The 15,423-nt window shown below is 54.6% G+C and carries 17 protein-coding genes and 1 pseudogene; 10 read left to right on the top strand and 8 right to left on the bottom strand.

Annotated features, from left to right (window positions below; translation table 11 throughout):
* Positions 1–512: 512 nt before the first annotated feature.
* The 3 genes from LIW51_RS19390 to LIW51_RS19380 all read left to right on the top strand — a co-directional run bounded on the left by LIW51_RS19390 (position 513) and on the right by LIW51_RS19380 (position 2,353).
* Positions 513–776: a hypothetical protein gene (locus tag LIW51_RS19390; protein WP_227378085.1), complete on the top strand. Its 264-nt coding sequence runs from the start codon at positions 513–515 to the stop codon at positions 774–776.
* A complete protein-coding gene (locus LIW51_RS19385) occupies positions 773–1,042 on the top strand; it encodes a hypothetical protein (RefSeq protein WP_227378084.1) in 270 nt (89 codons plus the stop codon). The genes LIW51_RS19390 and LIW51_RS19385 overlap by 4 nt, the downstream gene beginning before the upstream one ends.
* A gap of 252 nt (positions 1,043–1,294) precedes the next feature.
* The gene (locus LIW51_RS19380; protein WP_227378083.1) at positions 1,295–2,353 is read left to right on the top strand and encodes a glutamate--cysteine ligase family protein; all 1,059 of its coding nucleotides are present in this window, start codon (positions 1,295–1,297) and stop codon (positions 2,351–2,353) included.
* 524 nt (positions 2,354–2,877) lie between these two features.
* On the opposite strand, the gene LIW51_RS19375 is transcribed toward LIW51_RS19380, so the two are convergent.
* A complete protein-coding gene (locus tag LIW51_RS19375; RefSeq protein WP_227378082.1) occupies positions 2,878–3,066 on the bottom strand; it encodes a hypothetical protein in 189 nt (62 codons plus the stop codon).
* Between the two features lie 135 nt (positions 3,067–3,201).
* A complete protein-coding gene (locus LIW51_RS19370) occupies positions 3,202–3,930 on the bottom strand; it encodes a TSUP family transporter (protein ID WP_227378081.1) in 729 nt (242 codons plus the stop codon).
* 204 nt (positions 3,931–4,134) lie between these two features.
* Between LIW51_RS19370 and LIW51_RS19365 the strand changes: the two genes are divergently transcribed.
* Entirely contained in the window at positions 4,135–4,305 is a 171-nt protein-coding gene (locus LIW51_RS19365) for a hypothetical protein (protein ID WP_227378080.1), read from the top strand.
* 408 nt (positions 4,306–4,713) lie between these two features.
* The gene (locus LIW51_RS19360) at positions 4,714–5,775 is read left to right on the top strand and encodes a zinc-dependent alcohol dehydrogenase family protein (RefSeq protein ID WP_227378284.1); all 1,062 of its coding nucleotides are present in this window, start codon (positions 4,714–4,716) and stop codon (positions 5,773–5,775) included.
* A 179-nt stretch (positions 5,776–5,954) separates the two neighbouring features.
* Here LIW51_RS19360 and LIW51_RS19355 read toward each other — a convergent pair.
* Positions 5,955–6,323 (bottom strand): annotated as a pseudogene (locus tag LIW51_RS19355) (recombinase family protein); the annotation flags it as partial.
* Positions 6,324–6,472: 149 nt separating this feature from the next.
* Between LIW51_RS19355 and LIW51_RS19350 the strand changes: the two are divergent.
* Positions 6,473–6,766, top strand: a complete 294-nt coding sequence (locus LIW51_RS19350; RefSeq protein ID WP_227378079.1) for a hypothetical protein — start codon at positions 6,473–6,475, stop codon at positions 6,764–6,766.
* A 151-nt stretch (positions 6,767–6,917) separates the two neighbouring features.
* Positions 6,918–7,088, top strand: a complete 171-nt coding sequence (locus LIW51_RS19345) for a hypothetical protein (protein ID WP_227378078.1) — start codon at positions 6,918–6,920, stop codon at positions 7,086–7,088.
* A gap of 223 nt (positions 7,089–7,311) precedes the next feature.
* On the opposite strand, the gene LIW51_RS19340 is transcribed toward LIW51_RS19345, so the two are convergent.
* The 4 genes from LIW51_RS19340 to LIW51_RS39990 all read right to left on the bottom strand — a co-directional run bounded on the left by LIW51_RS19340 (position 7,312) and on the right by LIW51_RS39990 (position 11,673).
* Positions 7,312–7,842 (bottom strand): hypothetical protein, encoded by a 531-nt coding sequence (locus tag LIW51_RS19340; RefSeq protein WP_227378077.1) that lies wholly within the window; start codon positions 7,840–7,842, stop codon positions 7,312–7,314.
* Positions 7,832–8,269 (bottom strand): hypothetical protein, encoded by a 438-nt coding sequence (locus LIW51_RS19335; RefSeq protein ID WP_227378076.1) that lies wholly within the window; start codon positions 8,267–8,269, stop codon positions 7,832–7,834. The genes LIW51_RS19340 and LIW51_RS19335 overlap by 11 nt, the downstream gene beginning before the upstream one ends.
* 39 nt (positions 8,270–8,308) lie before the next feature.
* Positions 8,309–10,066 (bottom strand): Nramp family divalent metal transporter, encoded by a 1,758-nt coding sequence (locus tag LIW51_RS19330; RefSeq protein ID WP_227378075.1) that lies wholly within the window; start codon positions 10,064–10,066, stop codon positions 8,309–8,311.
* A gap of 944 nt (positions 10,067–11,010) precedes the next feature.
* The gene (locus LIW51_RS39990; RefSeq protein WP_438267395.1) at positions 11,011–11,673 is read right to left on the bottom strand and encodes a DUF7344 domain-containing protein; all 663 of its coding nucleotides are present in this window, start codon (positions 11,671–11,673) and stop codon (positions 11,011–11,013) included.
* A gap of 1,015 nt (positions 11,674–12,688) precedes the next feature.
* Between LIW51_RS39990 and LIW51_RS19325 the strand changes: the two genes are divergently transcribed.
* Complete coding sequence (locus LIW51_RS19325; RefSeq protein ID WP_227378074.1) at positions 12,689–13,018, top strand: nucleotidyltransferase domain-containing protein; 330 nt, start codon at positions 12,689–12,691, stop codon at positions 13,016–13,018.
* Positions 13,011–13,133 carry a hypothetical protein gene (locus LIW51_RS38625; protein ID WP_255767543.1) on the top strand — a complete coding sequence of 41 codons (123 nt, stop codon included), beginning with the start codon at positions 13,011–13,013 and terminating at the stop codon, positions 13,131–13,133. Before LIW51_RS19325 ends, LIW51_RS38625 begins: the two co-directional genes overlap by 8 nt.
* Before the next feature lie 31 nt (positions 13,134–13,164).
* Here LIW51_RS38625 and LIW51_RS19320 read toward each other — a convergent pair whose 3' ends face one another.
* A complete protein-coding gene (locus LIW51_RS19320; protein ID WP_227378073.1) occupies positions 13,165–14,445 on the bottom strand; it encodes an RNA-guided endonuclease InsQ/TnpB family protein in 1,281 nt (426 codons plus the stop codon).
* 68 nt (positions 14,446–14,513) lie between these two features.
* Here LIW51_RS19320 and LIW51_RS39275 point away from each other — a divergent pair, with 68 nt between their 5' ends.
* The gene (locus LIW51_RS39275; protein WP_368411849.1) at positions 14,514–14,897 is read left to right on the top strand and encodes a HEPN domain-containing protein; all 384 of its coding nucleotides are present in this window, start codon (positions 14,514–14,516) and stop codon (positions 14,895–14,897) included.
* Positions 14,898–15,423 lie beyond the last annotated feature (526 nt).

Genomic DNA, 15,423 nt, shown 5'->3' with positions numbered 1-15,423 from the left:
ATCAAACTACCCTTGAAATATCGTCTGCGTTAAGAAGTATTTCGGTCTCTATATACGGACTGTAAGGTACAGGGGTATTGGGCGTGCTCAATGACGAAATCAGTGTGTCAAGGCCGAAAATGATCTGCTTAACGACATCGGTTGCGACCTCAGGACGCAAGCTGTAGAAAAGTGGGTATATTTCTGTGCTATCTTGTCAGTTTCACGGGCTGCGGATGGGTTTGTACTTCTGGTCTTCTGATCCAATTGGAAGACTGGTACCGGGTGCTGATGACACCCGGCGCGTTTCTACACGCCCGAGCTTACCTGCCGAGGTCCTGAGCCCGGCGAGAACGTGCTGTACGTCGCGACACCCACGATCTGTACCGCCTGCAGTACGCCTACTACAACGAGATTGAGCACACCAAGACAACGCTCGAGCACTACGATCTGTCGCCGACTGGGCGCTATACCTGGTTCCGAACAGGTGCGCGTGTCGAGTGCATCACCAATCCCAAGGGAGGTGAGCAGGCGTGAGTACCGACCAGCACTCGATCATTCCCAAGCCGCTGAACCCACGCAATGCCGACACACTCATCCAACAACTCTCACCCAGTGATCGCGTTCGCATTACGACGACTGACTTGCCACGGACGATTCTCACGGTCAGAGAAGTACACCCACTGACGAGTCACGCACCACAGCTGGTGCTGACGGCGCCGCCGATCACCACGACTGCACAGGACGAACTTCAACAAGCTACCACTGCACTGCCAGCCACTTCGATTCGCCGATGACTATCATCGAGTATACCCACACCGCTACTGACACGACCGCTCGTTGTATTGGTTCGCTCACCATCGTACGGGATTACGAGACTGAAGAGAGTGTTGACGATGATTCACCGAATCTCGTCGCGGAAGCCTCGAATGCAGGGAAGCAACTCTTCGAGACAATCCAGCGTGCGGAACAGAATACTGAACTCGTCAATTTCCGTGAGAAGCGCGCCGAGAGTCAGCAAGTCGAGAACAAGTATCTCGATGTCCTCGAGCATGAGTTCTAGCTTGATTTCGAGATCACCACCGCGTCGATTTTAAACTCAAAAGATTCCCATCCAAACTCGAACTCGGCTAATTCTGCGTTGGTTCGCTATTCCAATTCATCTATCTTTTTTCTTTCCCACTCTTATATCACAGTAACAACAACACATTACTGACAATGCAAATATTTCTTTCTGCCAGTAGAGCCTATTTCCACCCCCGTATATTCTTGGCCGCCGGTTCTAATAGACTAGGTCTCAATAGTATAGATACTGATGAAACTGGGCCTTGAGCTGGAATACTGGGTGGTCGACAATTCAGGAAAATTAGTCGGTGCAGATGAGCTCCTCGATATCCATGAGGCAGTCGTCCCTGAACTTATCGACCCAATGCTCGAGATCCAGCTCCCACCGGCGGACGGGCTGACAGAGTTGCGCCAAAATCTCACTACGATCCTCGAAACCGTATTAGCACGAGCAGCCGACCTCGACAAACATCTTGTTCCACTCGCTACTCCACTCACAGAACACCAGTTCCCGATCACTAGCGACCGAGGAAAATTGCTGCATCGAATATACGGTAACGAGATCAAATACGCAAAAAATTGTGCCGGCACACATATCCACTTTGATAAGGGAAGTGTTGTTGACCAACTCAATCTCTTGACAGCACTGGATCCAGCGATCGCACTCGTTAGTTCCTCACCGTATTACGATGGCGTGTTGATGGGAATGGATGCTCGCGCACTCTCGTACCGTACCCATTCGACCGAACTGTTGACTCGGTATCGGGATCTCTGGCCATATGCAAAGACTACCGAAGAGTGGGATGAACGTCTCTCCCAAATGTATGAAACGCTGAAATTACAGGCTGAACAGCTCGATATTCCAGAAGTCGAATTCACGCACTTCATTCAACAGGAAGACGTTGTTCTCACCCCTGTTCGATTACGGGAAGAAACACCAACGGTTGAATGGCGGGCACCTGATGTTGCACTTCCGAGTCAAATCCTCCAATTTGTGAGCGATGTTTCGATGTTGATGTCATTAACGGAGGAGAAATCGGTGAATATTGCCACCCCAGGCATTCGTCCAGAAGAAATCGGAATACCGACGTTTGCAGAACTTCGCGCAATCACTGCAACGGCGATGAATGACGGACTTTCCGAACGAGTCTGTCAGTATCTCACCACAATGCGATTTGACATCAATCAGTATAAACCATTAACCGAAGAAATTGTCGGAGATTATCGAATTTCGGCGGCTGAGGCACGGAAAGTACGGCTAGAATACGCTGACCGATTACGGAAAGATCTTGAATCTCTTCTCTACTGAAAGCAATATTATACTCACAAAATATATGAAGTATTGAAAGGATGGATTGATAGTAAGTGATTGATGAAGTATAAAGCAGCTACTCAGTGCAAGTGAGCACGGAGACGTGAGAGAAGGGCCGAAACTACCATACGAAATTGCTTATAAAGCACTAATATGATTGAAAAACTTACTTCGATAGAGAGTGCAAATGTGGAGTCTCGGTTTGTCGGCTGCGTTTCGTGTTCAAATATTTTGGATCAGACTGAGTCACATCCCATGATTATCCAAGAAAGACAAACGGACTAAGTGAAGAAATTATGATTACATACTATTTTTGTTCGGATGACTGCCGTGGTCAGTGGAACGTGAAAAGGGGTACGATCTCGACAATGTTGCTTACTAATCGATGAAACATATGCGGAAGAGTGGTCGACGAAGACGCCAAAAGGCAAGTTCCTGAAGATGAGTGACAGCCTCAAATCCCTACTCTCTACAACGACGTTCATAGTACAAGCGTTACTTTGATCAGTTAATCAAGTCGATCAGATATCAAGTCCAATTGTCAATCCAAGGAGGCCGATCGTGAAAGCATACAGCGGAATCACATACCGCCAGACCTGGTTCGGCATAACGCGCACGAGATACGGCGCGCCGATAGCCGCCAGAAATCCGCCGGTGAAGATGGACGGCAAGAGAATGAGGTCAATGCCTACCCCCTGTGTTGAAAGCACAAAGAACGTGATTACGCCGACGACCGAAACAATACTCTCTGCTAGTGATGCAATTGCCGTTGCACTCTTTTCATACACATCTGACAGAAGCTGGCCAAGCGTGACGACTGGGCCGTAGCCACCACCACCGATACCCTAGTTGATGCCAGCGAGTACTGCAAAAGTCGCCAATCGACGTGGCTTGTACTTAATTTTCGTATCTATACGTGCTCGAATCAGTCCAATAAGGCCCATCGCGAGAACGAGCAACGAAACAGATGTTTCTATATATAATTCGGGCAACGAGAATGCGAAGTACGTTAATATAATCGAGACAACGCTTGCGATTGCACCCACACTTCCCAGAAGGAACATCGTTTTAGCCTCTGCATTCAACGGACGGAATGAAAAAGAAGCATTCTTCAACTCGTAATGCACGCCTCCTGAGACAAATCCGGTGATTGACTCGGAGATGAGAAGAACCGGTGTTACTTCCAATGGAGTGTAGCCAAGGATGAACAACAGCGGTGCAAGGGCAGTCCCGAATCCCATTCCGGCAGCTGAGTCCATAAGCTCAAACAAGAATGCCAGGATGACGATTGTCGGAATGAGCGGGAGCAAAAACGCTTGCGTTGTGGTGTCAAAAAATGGTACCATCACAGCCAACCCGATGAAATATATGATCCCCAGATAGCCGAGACGTCGAATTGTCGAGCGGGGCAAGCGCGCCCGCTCGGTGAGTGTTTGACCGATGTCCAATTGTTTTGCCTCTGTTCCAATTTCAACGGGGTCAATATCGATGAGTTCGGCTTCGAGTTCCGAGATATTCTCTTCAATCTGCCCTGCCTCATTCTCGATAGTGTGCCTGCCTTTCGTCGAATCCATGTTTCCCTCCCTCTCCTCCAAAAATTAGGAAGAGATAGACCCTATACGATACGCAACGTGATACCATTTGCTCATATATGGGAACTTTGTCAGTGGTGGAATTATATCCTATAGATATTTATTAAATAATAATATATTATTATTTTACAATTTGTGTATAATTTTCCGGCTTCTCACCTACGCCACCATCGAGTGATGGAGGAGATGGCCGAGCGTGTGCCCGGTGTAAGCTACAAAGAGTCGCGGACGTTATCCGTGGACGACGCAATGGGTGTCGGTGGTCACCACATTGAGATCACGTTCGGGCATCCCGACCTCGCAGGATGGATGCGAGCATACGAAGCCAATGCGGAGATAGCCAAGAGAGATCGCTAATTATAGCGTTATAATCACGGGGGTTCGGAGAACCCCCATTTCGGCGACGCCACCACCCGAGAGTCACACCGCCTTGGCGGTGACACATGGTGGTAGTAGTGTGTTGGTTACGGTGGAGTGCGTCGTTTTCTGCGTCGTTTTCTGCGAAACGGAGGGGGATCGCGACGCGATCCTCCTCTATTACAACATTATAGTTGACGACTCCCACTTGCGACAATTGAGGACGGCATGATTGAGAACGTGTTGACGTGTTCCGAGCCGTCGAATCAGCATTTGGATGTTTCCTGCAAATCATCTGTTAGGAATGGTGTGCCAGATATAGAGCGCGGGTTTAGTGCTCAAGTGGGACGGATACCGTATTCTTGACCCGTATAGTTATGATGTATGCCAACAACCGCCATGTATATGATACGCGCAGCAGTGTTTACCGGCCACGGGGAGCCGCTGGAGATCAGAGAGATCGACGAACCGAAACCGGATCCGACAGGGGTCGTGGTCGAGACCGATGCATGTGGTATTTGCCGGAGTGATTGGCACGCGTGGCAGGGTGATCCGCTCTGGGAGTCCAGAGAGTTCGAGGACGGCCACATCTTCGGGCACGAACCCGCCGGCGTCGTCGTCGAGGTCGGCGACGAAGTCGACCATATTCGTGAAGGCGATTACGTCGCTATCCCGTTCAACCTCGGCGATGGGACTTGCCAGTCCTGTCAAAACGGTCACTCCAATATCTGCGACAACCGCATCCCGCTGGGACTCGTCCCTGAATCGCCGGGCGCCTTCGCCGAACAATTCCATGTCCCGTTAGCTGACTTCAACGTCGTCCCCCTCCCGGAAAGTGTCTCGCCGGTTGAGATGGCCGGACTGGGCTGTCGATTCATGACGTCGTTCCACGCGCTCGTCCACCAAGCGGACGTCACTGCCGGCGACTGGCTCGCAGTCCATGGCTGCGGTGGCATCGGCCTCTCGGCCGTTCACATCGCCGACGCCATCGGCGCGAACGTCATTGCCGTCGACCTGTTCGACGAGAAATTGGAATTCGCAACCGAAGTAGGGGCCGTCGAAACTATCAATGCGAGAGAGGTTGCTGACGTGCCCGAGGAGATAAAAGCGATCACTGATGGTGGCGCTGAGGTCTCCGTGGATGCACTCGGCATCGCCGAGACGTGTCGCAACTCGGTCCGTAGCCTTCGAAAACTCGGCCAGCACATCCAGATCGGCTTGACATCCAGTGACGAGGGTGGCGAGGTCTCGCTCCCGACGGACCTAATCGTCGCCCAAGAACTCCAGTTCATTGGCGCAATCGGCAATCCCCGGCCTCGCTACGATGAGATTTTCCGGATGATCGAACACGGGAAACTTGATCCGGCAATGATGGTTTCCGAGACCGTGTCTCTCGCCCAAACCTCGAAGAAACTTGACTCGATGACAGATTTCGAAACCATCGGTATCCCCGTGATTAACGAGTTCTGACTGAAAACCAGAATCTCAAACCACTGTTCCTCGCAGTAGTGGTTGTTATACACGCACTCTGCAATCAGCACGACCGCTGAAACCCTTTACCGATTGAGATTTTCAACAAGGCCATGGCTTTGGGTTTATTCTGACGACGATTTGCACTAGAGCGTTTCTGGGCGCGGGAAGAGAAGCAATATCATCTTCCGCTCAGCGTCGGCGAATACCATCATCATGTTCAACATCATCTCGGCCATCCAATCGTCCTCTCCAACGGTCCCAATCGGCTGGTTCACGAGGTCAATGTCGATGCACTTCTCGCGGAGTTCTTCGACGAAGCCGGCGAGGTCCGCAAACGACCGGCCCAGCCGGTCAAGTTCGTGGGCGACCACCACTTCATACTCCGTGACGTGCTCGCGGAGGCGCTGGTACTCCCGCCGCGAAGTTGACGCTCCACTCTCGCCGAGGTCGCAGTATCAGTCGATTTCATTGCCCTACTCATCGTACTTCTCTCGAATCGTACGCGTCTGGTGATCCTCGTTCTGGTCGTTGGTCGAGACGCGGATCCCTTCCCGGAGGTCGGCCGCGAGCGCTCGATACTCGGCGACGTCCTCGTGGTCGTGACCGAGCGCGTCGATCGAGGTTTCGAAGTCGACTGGGTCGTAGAACTCCTCTTCGACGGCCATGCTTTCCGCGACTGGGTGTGTTAAGCACTGTGGTAACGGATATCGGTCGAAAGCGTCGTCCCCCGGCCGCTCCGTCGCGTCGGCCGGGAATCGGAGGCATCGTCGTTTTAGGTGCGTACCCCGTGAGGGAGATAATGGCGCTGTTCGCACTCGCGTTCACTCGACTCATCATCGTCTCGGCGGTGCTGTTGACCCTCAGGTTCGCCATCGACGGGGTCTACCCGTTCGCCGCCGGACTGGCCTTATCACTCGTCGCCTACGCCTACCTCGTCTGGTGGGGCGACCGGGCCATCGAGGACCGGGTGCTCTCGCCGCCCCGATAGCCGGACGCTCCCGTCGTATCCCGGAGGTAAAACGATGACCGATCTATTTCTATCCTGTTACTTCGATTGACTGATTTTACATTCTTTCGAATTTATCCCCTATCGCGCGACGCTGGAATGACGTCTCGTACCCCCACTCGTAGCGCTCTCGGTGCTTCTATCGACCGAAGCGGTCGTCGCCGACGTCTCCGCCACCGCGAAAGGGACGGGGAACCCGGATAGCCATCGGGGTTCACGCTCACTCGGAGTGAGTGTGTCTGCGGAGGGCGAGGCCCTCGAAAACGTCCCCGTCACGGTCGTCGACAAGAACACCAACAGATAGGTCTTCAGCAGGTACACCGACAGTGCCGGTCAGATCGACGTCACGCTGTCACAGGGTAGTTATGATGTCGTCGTCCAAGGCCAGTCCAAATCGGTCAACCTGAACAAAGACCAGGAGGTCTCGTTCACCCTCAACTCCGCCGAGCGGACCACAGGATAGCCATCTTCTTCCCCTAATTCGGGCAGCACGATTCCCAGAGCGGGAGTCGATTACAGAAGCGCATTCACGAGATTCGATTCGAGCGCGGCGAGAAGCCGACGCCGGAGACCACCTCGACCGCGAAACCGTGTCGGTCGGCGCACGCTTCGATGTCGGCCGCGAGTTTTGCTATCCCCTGGTCGTCGTGGAGGCGATAGGCGTACGAGTGCTCGTCCGTGTAGACGGTAAGTTTCGGTCGACCGAACCACCCACCGTCATGGAGCACGACCCGCTCGACGGTGCCGTAGTCGAGCCACGTGACCGAGTCACCTCGGAGGAGAACCTCGTCGATGTCGTGGTAGTCGTAGACTGCCCCCATCGCCTCGGCCTCGCGCCGGTGTTTCTTGCTGCCGAGACCGAACAGCGGCGTGATGTAGCCGTACTCGACGAGGTGGAGACCGTCGCTCGTAAAGAACACTTCCGCGAGTCGCAGCGGGAACGACCCCGCCATCCCGAAATGCACGTGGACGAAGACCTCGATGTCGGTGCTCGGGAGGTCCTCGAAGGCCCCTCGTCGATGTCGTCGGGGTCGGCCGTCACGCGCCCTAACCCCCATCGCCGTCGTCCCCGCCGTCGAACCCACCGCGGTAGGCCAGATAGCCGAAGAAGTACGACCCAACGACGAACACCAGCCCCGTGAGGGCGTTCACTTCGATGGCGACGTACACGCCCGCCGCGATACCGACGACGGCGAGCGCGACGGCGACGCGCATTTCGAGGGGATATTCCTCGGTCGATTTCCCCGTTCGAGGGTCGATGTGGTCGTGGCCGACGCGGCGCTCGCCGACATAGGTGAGCACCATCACACAGAGGACCGCAACGACAAGGACAGTGCGCGCCGCCCGTGGCACCACGACGTCGACCATCGACAGGACGAGCGGAAGGCCGATGACGAATAGGCCGCCGACGTAGACGAGAAACCGGTAGGCAACGAGCAGCCGAAAGAGCGGATTCAACCCACCCGATTCGGTTTCGGATGTCATGGACGCTCTACGCGACCGAAGGGAAAAAGACCGAGCCTCTCAGGCGAGGAAGCCGCTCGCCTCCTCGGCCCCCTCGACGGTGTCGTTGGCGTCGAGTTTCGCCCGCGCCGAGCGGTACATCGTGTAGACCTGGACGACGAGCGCGAGCAGCCAGAGCACGTAGCCGCCGACGCCGCTGCCCATGATGGCCACCTCCGTGCTGAACGCGCTCAGCCCGAGCCTGCTCGACAGGACGTCCCCGATCAGCAGGACGCTGAAGAACCCGAAGAACCCAGTCGCCCACCACATGGCGAAGACGCGCCCCCAGCCAGGTTGGGTGTGCTCTGGCATTCGGGTGGTGTTGAGGATGATGGTAAGCGCGTTGTACGGCCACATCATCACGCCGGCCATCGCCGCCCCGATGACGAGGAAGACCCACGGCGTCGTGATCTGGGTGATGGCGTTCGCCCCAATGATGGCCATGCCCCACAGCACGAAGACGGTGAGTGCACCGAGGAACACGCGGCTCACGTCCATCCCGTGTTGGCGACCGTATACCTGGTAGATGATGTCGACACTGTTGCGGGTGAACGCCTCGACGATGGCGTACTGCGTCGAAAAGAGTGCGATGAACACCACCAGATACATCAAGAATGCGTTTGCGCCCCCGAGTTGCGGGATGATGACGTCGATCCACATAGCAACGGCGTCGGTGGACACCGTCTGATTCGCCGGGACGTACTTCGCCGCGATGGTCATGGCGACGGTCGCGATGATCAACAGCCCGATCACGAAGGTCAGAAAGTGCTCCTGTTGGGAGACCTTCCACCATGCCCTCCAGCGTTTGAGGTTAGTCTCGGTGGGCTCAAACGCGAGCCCACCGTGGACCTCCTCCGGTTCAGCGTCTCCGCGCAGCGGGTTCTTCACGCGACCCTGATAGGACCCGACGCCGTAGCCCTTCTCGCGCGACCAGACGCCCTGTGAGAGGTTGACGTAACCGCCGGCCCCTGCGTAGGCGAGTCCGCCGAGGAAGGTGGCGATGCCCACGTCGTCCGGGAGCGTCCCGAAGCTCACCGCGCCGGCCGGTATTCTCGCCAACTGGCCTGTCGAGTCGACGAGGAAGATCAAAACTATTGCACCGCCGATGGCGATGAACATCATGGCGAGTTGTGCCTTCTCGATGACGTTGTACATCACCGGACCTGCCTGATAGGACAGCCAGATGATAACCATCGTGGCGAGACCGATAACCCACCACTGACTCTCGGGAACGACGCCGGTCCACGCGGCGAATACCTGCCCGCCGCTGGCGGCCCAACCCGGCCAGCCGAGCTGGAGGAGACCGGCGACGAGGAAGAACCACGGCCAGAACCGACTCAGGCGGTCGAATCCCCTGAAGATGCTCTCGCCGGTGGCCATCGACCAGCGCTGGAGTTCGGTGTTGATGAAAAACTGGGTGAGCACGCCGACCCAGAAGGCCCAGTACAGCGCCCAGCCTTCGTTGGCGATGATCGCCGGCCAGAACATCGTCTCGCCCGATCCGAGCGCCGCACCGAGCATGATGGCGCTCGGCCCGACGATGTGGTTCACCTTCGGTGCTTTCGGCATGTCGACGAGCCGAAAACCACCCTTGTCGTCTTTTTTGGGATACGAACCCATCTCCGGTGCCTCTTCGAGCGACTCGTAATCGACCTCGTTGTAGACCGAGTCGCGGTAGGCCTTGCCCTGTTCCTCGCTGGCGTAGATATCACCGCGCGCGACACCGCCGTCGCTCTCGGTTCGCGTTTCGGATGATCGTGTATCGTCAGTGTCTGTCATAATTGGTCGTCAGCTGGTCACGTAACCCTGTTCTACGTGTTCGGCGTCACCAGTTTTGTGTGGTGCTCGGTAACAAGTATACCGGCGTGGTAAAAAAACTTCGGTCCTTTTCTTAAATTTCAATAATCGTTGCGATAATTTACATCATACCGGATTTGTGCGTGACACTCCGGAACGGCGCGGTCAATCGGCGAGCACTGCGGCACTCGTCGGTATGATGATCGCTGCAGCACTCATTCCCGCCGCTGCCCCGTTGGAATCAGTATTGCTTGGAATATTCCGGCAGTCGCATTGGGGTCACTCATTCTTCTCATCGTCAACGCGGCGTCAATTCACGTTACTGGTGTCCTTGTTCTCTGGTATCTTGGGTACAGACCCGATGGGTGGAAATCAGGAGATATACAATCGAACTCTCGGTCAGTCAGATTGGCCCATCGGCCGTCGTCGCAATCGTGCTCTTGGTTCTCTTTGTTACTGCAGGTGGAGCTATAGCAACGCACGTCGGGTTTGAACGATCAGTAAATCAAGCTGTCGGTGAAACACTCGAGCAACAGCAGTATCATAGTTTGGCGCTCATGGAAGTACAAACCGAATTCAACGAGAGGATGGTGTCGAAACAGCCTCAAAAGGTGACTGTAGTAGTGAGTCGACCGCCCGATCAGAATTTTCCCAAAGCGAGTACGCAACTGAAGAAGCGAATCGCAACCGGAACAAATCGTGAAGTGACCGTCGAAGTTGAGTTTGTCGAACGACAGAAATCGTGACATCCTCCCGCACCTAAAGACACGGGCCTCCCATAAGACCGGTCTTCCTGGGTTGTCAGAGTTGCGGTTTACATCCCGATGAGGTGCTGACTCTGCCACGTAGCCGATACTCCTATCTCGCCCGGAGAACGGACGAGACTTTGAGTTACTTGCTTGTTTTGTGTCGGTTTGTGTGTCCGACTAGTTACTTGGTCCCCGGTGAGAGAATAACTGGGTAACTTTCTCAATGGGATTGGACTCTGGAAGTACAGACCGAGTATAGTAGTGACCCGCCGTAAGGATGGAGAAGACGGACAAAATTATCGGGATGATTAATTGAGACGCCAACTGTGACACGAGTGGAAGCTGAAGCAATTTAGCACCTAACAGACTCGTGCTGAAAAGCGTCCCGCCGAGATAATATCGCTCCCATCGGAGATCCAACGCACTGTCCGTAGAAGATTCGGATGCGTGATGTGGAACTGTGTCGAACAGGTACGGATCAAACTGGTCAGCACGGGACGTTCGTCTGATTGTTCCTCGATCTTTGTTGTACTCAACGATACCCTCCGTATCGAGTGTCGGGAGGTGAGTTTGGTACAGTGAAATGTAGGCGCGCTGGCGTTCTTTTGAAGTCAGCTCGACGACCGACATGTTATTCTCCCAGGCCGCCACCTGTTCGGCAAGATCGCGTAACGAAACGGCGTCTGTTCGCCCTTGGAGGTACTGTAAGGTCAAGCGTCGGCGCTGTACCTGTAAGATATGAAAAATCGTGTCTTTTGACAGTGGTTGGGACGACTCCGTGTCTTGCGGGGACGAGGTGGTGTCACCAGTGGCGTCAGCGGTGTTGGGAGATGCACTCATGAGTTCGATGAGTTCAAGCACGATGGTGATATGAAGGTATTGGCCGTCCCCATTTCAGCGTTGAACCGCGAATCATAGCGTGAGATCGCCAATAGCAACAGATATCGAGGTCAAATAAACTAAAACAAACAAAGTAGATGTTTATTCCATAGATCTGGATCTACTAATTTCATATCTATTACGATAGTCTAATCACATATCTCGAAAGTAGTAGCTCAGTCGCATATCCGAAAATAGTCAGAGCCATCTGGCGATTAGACTCGAACGTTACTAGTTGATTAGTCAATAGAAAATCAATTCAGAGATCACCACAATCCGCTTCGAGCCCAGTGCGCGGACTTATTATTGTTTGAGACGATGGAGCGGTGTAAACCAGACTAACATACGATTTGAGTGGTTCAGAAATTGACCCAAATTCTCGACAGTTACTCGATATTCCACCGAATGATCCCTCACTTAGAAGTCAAATTTGTCAACGACGCAATGGGGTGTCGGCGGGCATCACATCGAAACCACGTTCTCCCATCCTGACCTCGCGGGGTGGATGCGAGCACACGAAGCGAACGCGGAGCTAAACGGAGGGCGCTAATTATAGCGTTGTAATCACGGGGGTTCGTCGAACCCCCATTTCGGCGACGCCACCACCCGAGATTCACACCGCTTTGCCGGTGAACCATGGTGGTACTAGTGTGTTTGCTACGGTGAAGTGCGTCTTTTTCTGCGTCTATTTCTGCGAAACGGAGGGGATCGTGTTCGCGATCCACCTCTATTACAACGGTGTAATCGACTTTGACTAGCGACAGTCGAAGACGGCGTGAGTGAGAACGTGCCGACGTGTTCGAGTCGACTCTCTACTCGGTCGGAAACCCAAGTCGTCCGCTCAGAGAGTGACATCTGTTCATCCCCTCTATCGATTCATCTACATGCTATCGGTGATTTGCTCCAAACAAATCATGGCATTCCCCGGCCGCAAATAGGCGAACATTTAGCATGTCTCGCCCACGTACTTAGAGATATGACTGATGCAGATCCTTCGCTTCACGAGCAAGCAGTAGAGGCGTTTACAGCTGCTGCTCGCAACGAATTTGGCAATCAAATTGAGGATCTCATCGTCTTCGGCAGCACCGCTCGCGGTGATACCCGTGGGATAGATTCGGATATCGATATTTTCGTGATCGTTACCGACGAAGCGATCATCGACGATCTTCGGGATCTCGCGTACGACGTACAGCTCGACTATTCCGTCGTTGTGTCCGTTCACGTCCAAACAACCGAGCGATTCGCCGAGCGGAAGAACCATCCATTCATCAAGCACGTGCTTTCCGAAGGACGCTCGTATGCCTGAGGATGAGTACGTCGGCGAAGAACTCGAACAAGCCCGAACAGCCCTTGCCGACGCAAAAATCCTCCAAGAGGGAAATGGATCGGATACAGCTGTCTTGACATCCTCCCCGCCCTGAAGGGCGAGGATTCCCGACCGCAGTTGGGATATTATGGTTCGCGGTCCGTGACCTGTTCTCGCGGGGCGAACCGACCCTCGCTACGGTCGAACAGGCGGACCGCTGGCTGTGCCAACCAGCCGTTATCCCTATCCCGGCCACCGTCTGTGGCGAGATTCGGGAGTACTTTTCGTCTGATGTTCTCCGCGCCGTTGCAATCCGCGTTCCCGACGAATCCACAGCCGCAGACGTACAAGCCGCGTTCGACACGCTGGCGGTCGTCCGACCGACCGCACACCGAACACGTTTTCGACGTACCGCGCTCGGATTTCTCGACCACCTCGATACCTGCGACTTCAGCCTTGTAGTCGAGTAGCGTCGTGAAGCGGTCGAACGCCCACCCATGCAGATCGAGGTTACCGTGGCATCCCCAGTTGCGGGCGTCACCGTTCTCGTCCTCGCGGATGCCGCTGAGGTCGCCCACCACAATCGTCCCGACGCCCCGATCGACGCACTCGGATACGATGTCTTTCGACAGCGTGTGCAAGAAGTGCGTCCGCCGGTCGGTGCGTTTTCGGTCGAGACGCTTCGCTTCGCGGGAGGCCGAATCGTCCGTTTCCGCGCGTTTTTTGGCGAAATAGTATTCGTCTTCTTTGAGTGTCCCACCGGGGTACAACACGGCTTCGTTGCCGTAGGAGACGGTGGCGAGGTTACAGATGCCGAGGTCGATACCGGCGGTTCCGTCGCCGGGTGGCTCGGTGTCGTCAATCTCGACGCGACAAACGAAGTGCAACCGCCACTCGCCGTGTTCGTACACCGCACGAACCTGCTGGACGTTCTCGACGGTTCGACCGACTGGGCAGATAATGTCGTACTCGCAGAGAACGAAGTCTGACCAGCTCTCCTTAAGGTTCTTGCCTTTTGAGAGGCGGACGCGGTTGTTCTTGGCGTCGTGCTTGAAGCCCGCTGCTTTGAACGTGATTGTTGACCGTGGATGGTCGTTGTTGTGTTTGCGGTAGCCGGGCGGATTCGCGTTCTCGTTCCCGTTTTTGCGCTTGCCGTACCAGCTGGTGAACGCCTCAGCGAGTTCTTGGAGAACTCGCTGACTCGACTGCGAATGCAGGTCGGTGTAGCGTTCGTGGGTCTTGAGGTACGCCATGAGCGCGTTCGCGTCGGGAATCTGGCCGCAGGCGTCCCAAACTCGTTGAGCCGTCCATCGGCCAACGTTCCAGAGCTTGCTGGCGGCGAATCCGAGCGAGTCGAGGTCGTTGCGCACCTGCGAGTAGTTGCAGATGCGTGCGCGGTAGGTCCGCGTAACGACCTGTTTCGCCATACGTAACCTATGTCACCGAACATACTTAACACCGATCTATGCGGGGTGAAAGTGAACGCAGACGTTGAATATCCGGCCCTGCCATCGGCGGCAGGTGCCGAGTACCATGTCGGATTCATCCCCGCCCTTTAGGGCGGGGCTTTCTCCTCGAATTTCCCGTCAATCGGCTGTACTATGCGTGTTTTCATGCAGCACAAGCAGTACTCTACGCGAATGGGTTCGATCCCACCTCTCACCGTGACGTTTCAACCCTCTTTGGCAAAGAGGTCGTACTCGAAGGAGATGTCCCACGAGACGACGGGCGATTTTTATCCGAATTATGGGACTACCGTGAGCAAGTCAATTACGGCTACGAACCACTTGATCTCGATTTGAGTGCGCTTCGTGCCCGAACAGAAGCGTTCGTCGATCGAATGGATGAGTTTGTTGACCAACTCCAAGAAGGGAATTAACGACCAATCGTAAGCTACTCCCGTTAGATATCTCTGCCGTTCCTTAACCGAACGACGCCAAACTCGACTCGGTATATTGTTCCAACTCCGCTTTGATATCCGACTCACGCCACCTAAGCGGTGACAACACACTTGCTGCCGCACGAATCAGCAACTCCCGATAAAACTCGGTATCATACTCACTCAGTTCCTCACCCGCCAACATCACCCGCTCCCGCGAACGCTTCTCATCGTCCACTACAACATACGAGATACTTTGACCAGGCGCACGCGACAACCCCAACTCAGCTGCCTGTTCCAGAGCTGCCACACTCCGCGTCGACTGCGTATAGTCCTCTTGTTTCTTCGAAACGCAATTCGTAATCACCAACTCACTCGAATCAACCGCCCCACGCTCAAGTCGATCAACCCACGACCACAATTCCTCACAATCCACCTCTGAATCACGATACTCATCCACGGCTCGAATCACCGCTTTCTGCGCCTCATCGATATACGACGACGTGCTTCGCTGGCGACACTCGAT

The organism is Haladaptatus halobius, from assembly GCF_020618475.1.
Taxonomy (GTDB): Archaea; Halobacteriota; Halobacteria; order Halobacteriales; family Haladaptataceae; genus Haladaptatus; species Haladaptatus halobius.
The sequence above is the reverse complement of the archived record's forward strand: the minus strand, read 5'-3'. Positions and strand labels throughout refer to the sequence as shown.

Bases quoted from the DNA above. Each gene is read 5' to 3' on its own strand.
- LIW51_RS19385 (WP_227378084.1), top strand. From the start codon at position 773: ATGACTATCATCGAGTATACCCACACCGCTACTGACACGACCGCTCGT.
- LIW51_RS19380 (WP_227378083.1), top strand. From the start codon at position 1,295: ATGAAACTGGGCCTTGAGCTGGAATACTGGGTGGTCGACAATTCAGGA.
- LIW51_RS19370 (WP_227378081.1), bottom strand. From the start codon at position 3,930: ATGGATTCGACGAAAGGCAGGCACACTATCGAGAATGAGGCAGGGCAG.
- LIW51_RS19365 (WP_227378080.1), top strand. From the start codon at position 4,135: ATGGCCGAGCGTGTGCCCGGTGTAAGCTACAAAGAGTCGCGGACGTTA.
- LIW51_RS19340 (WP_227378077.1), bottom strand. From the start codon at position 7,842: ATGGGGGTTAGGGCGCGTGACGGCCGACCCCGACGACATCGACGAGGG.
- LIW51_RS19335 (WP_227378076.1), bottom strand. From the start codon at position 8,269: ATGACATCCGAAACCGAATCGGGTGGGTTGAATCCGCTCTTTCGGCTG.
- LIW51_RS19330 (WP_227378075.1), bottom strand. From the start codon at position 10,066: ATGACAGACACTGACGATACACGATCATCCGAAACGCGAACCGAGAGC.
- LIW51_RS39990 (WP_438267395.1), bottom strand. From the start codon at position 11,673: ATGAGTGCATCTCCCAACACCGCTGACGCCACTGGTGACACCACCTCG.
- LIW51_RS19325 (WP_227378074.1), top strand. From the start codon at position 12,689: ATGACTGATGCAGATCCTTCGCTTCACGAGCAAGCAGTAGAGGCGTTT.
- LIW51_RS38625 (WP_255767543.1), top strand. From the start codon at position 13,011: ATGCCTGAGGATGAGTACGTCGGCGAAGAACTCGAACAAGCCCGAACA.
- LIW51_RS19320 (WP_227378073.1), bottom strand. From the start codon at position 14,445: ATGGCGAAACAGGTCGTTACGCGGACCTACCGCGCACGCATCTGCAAC.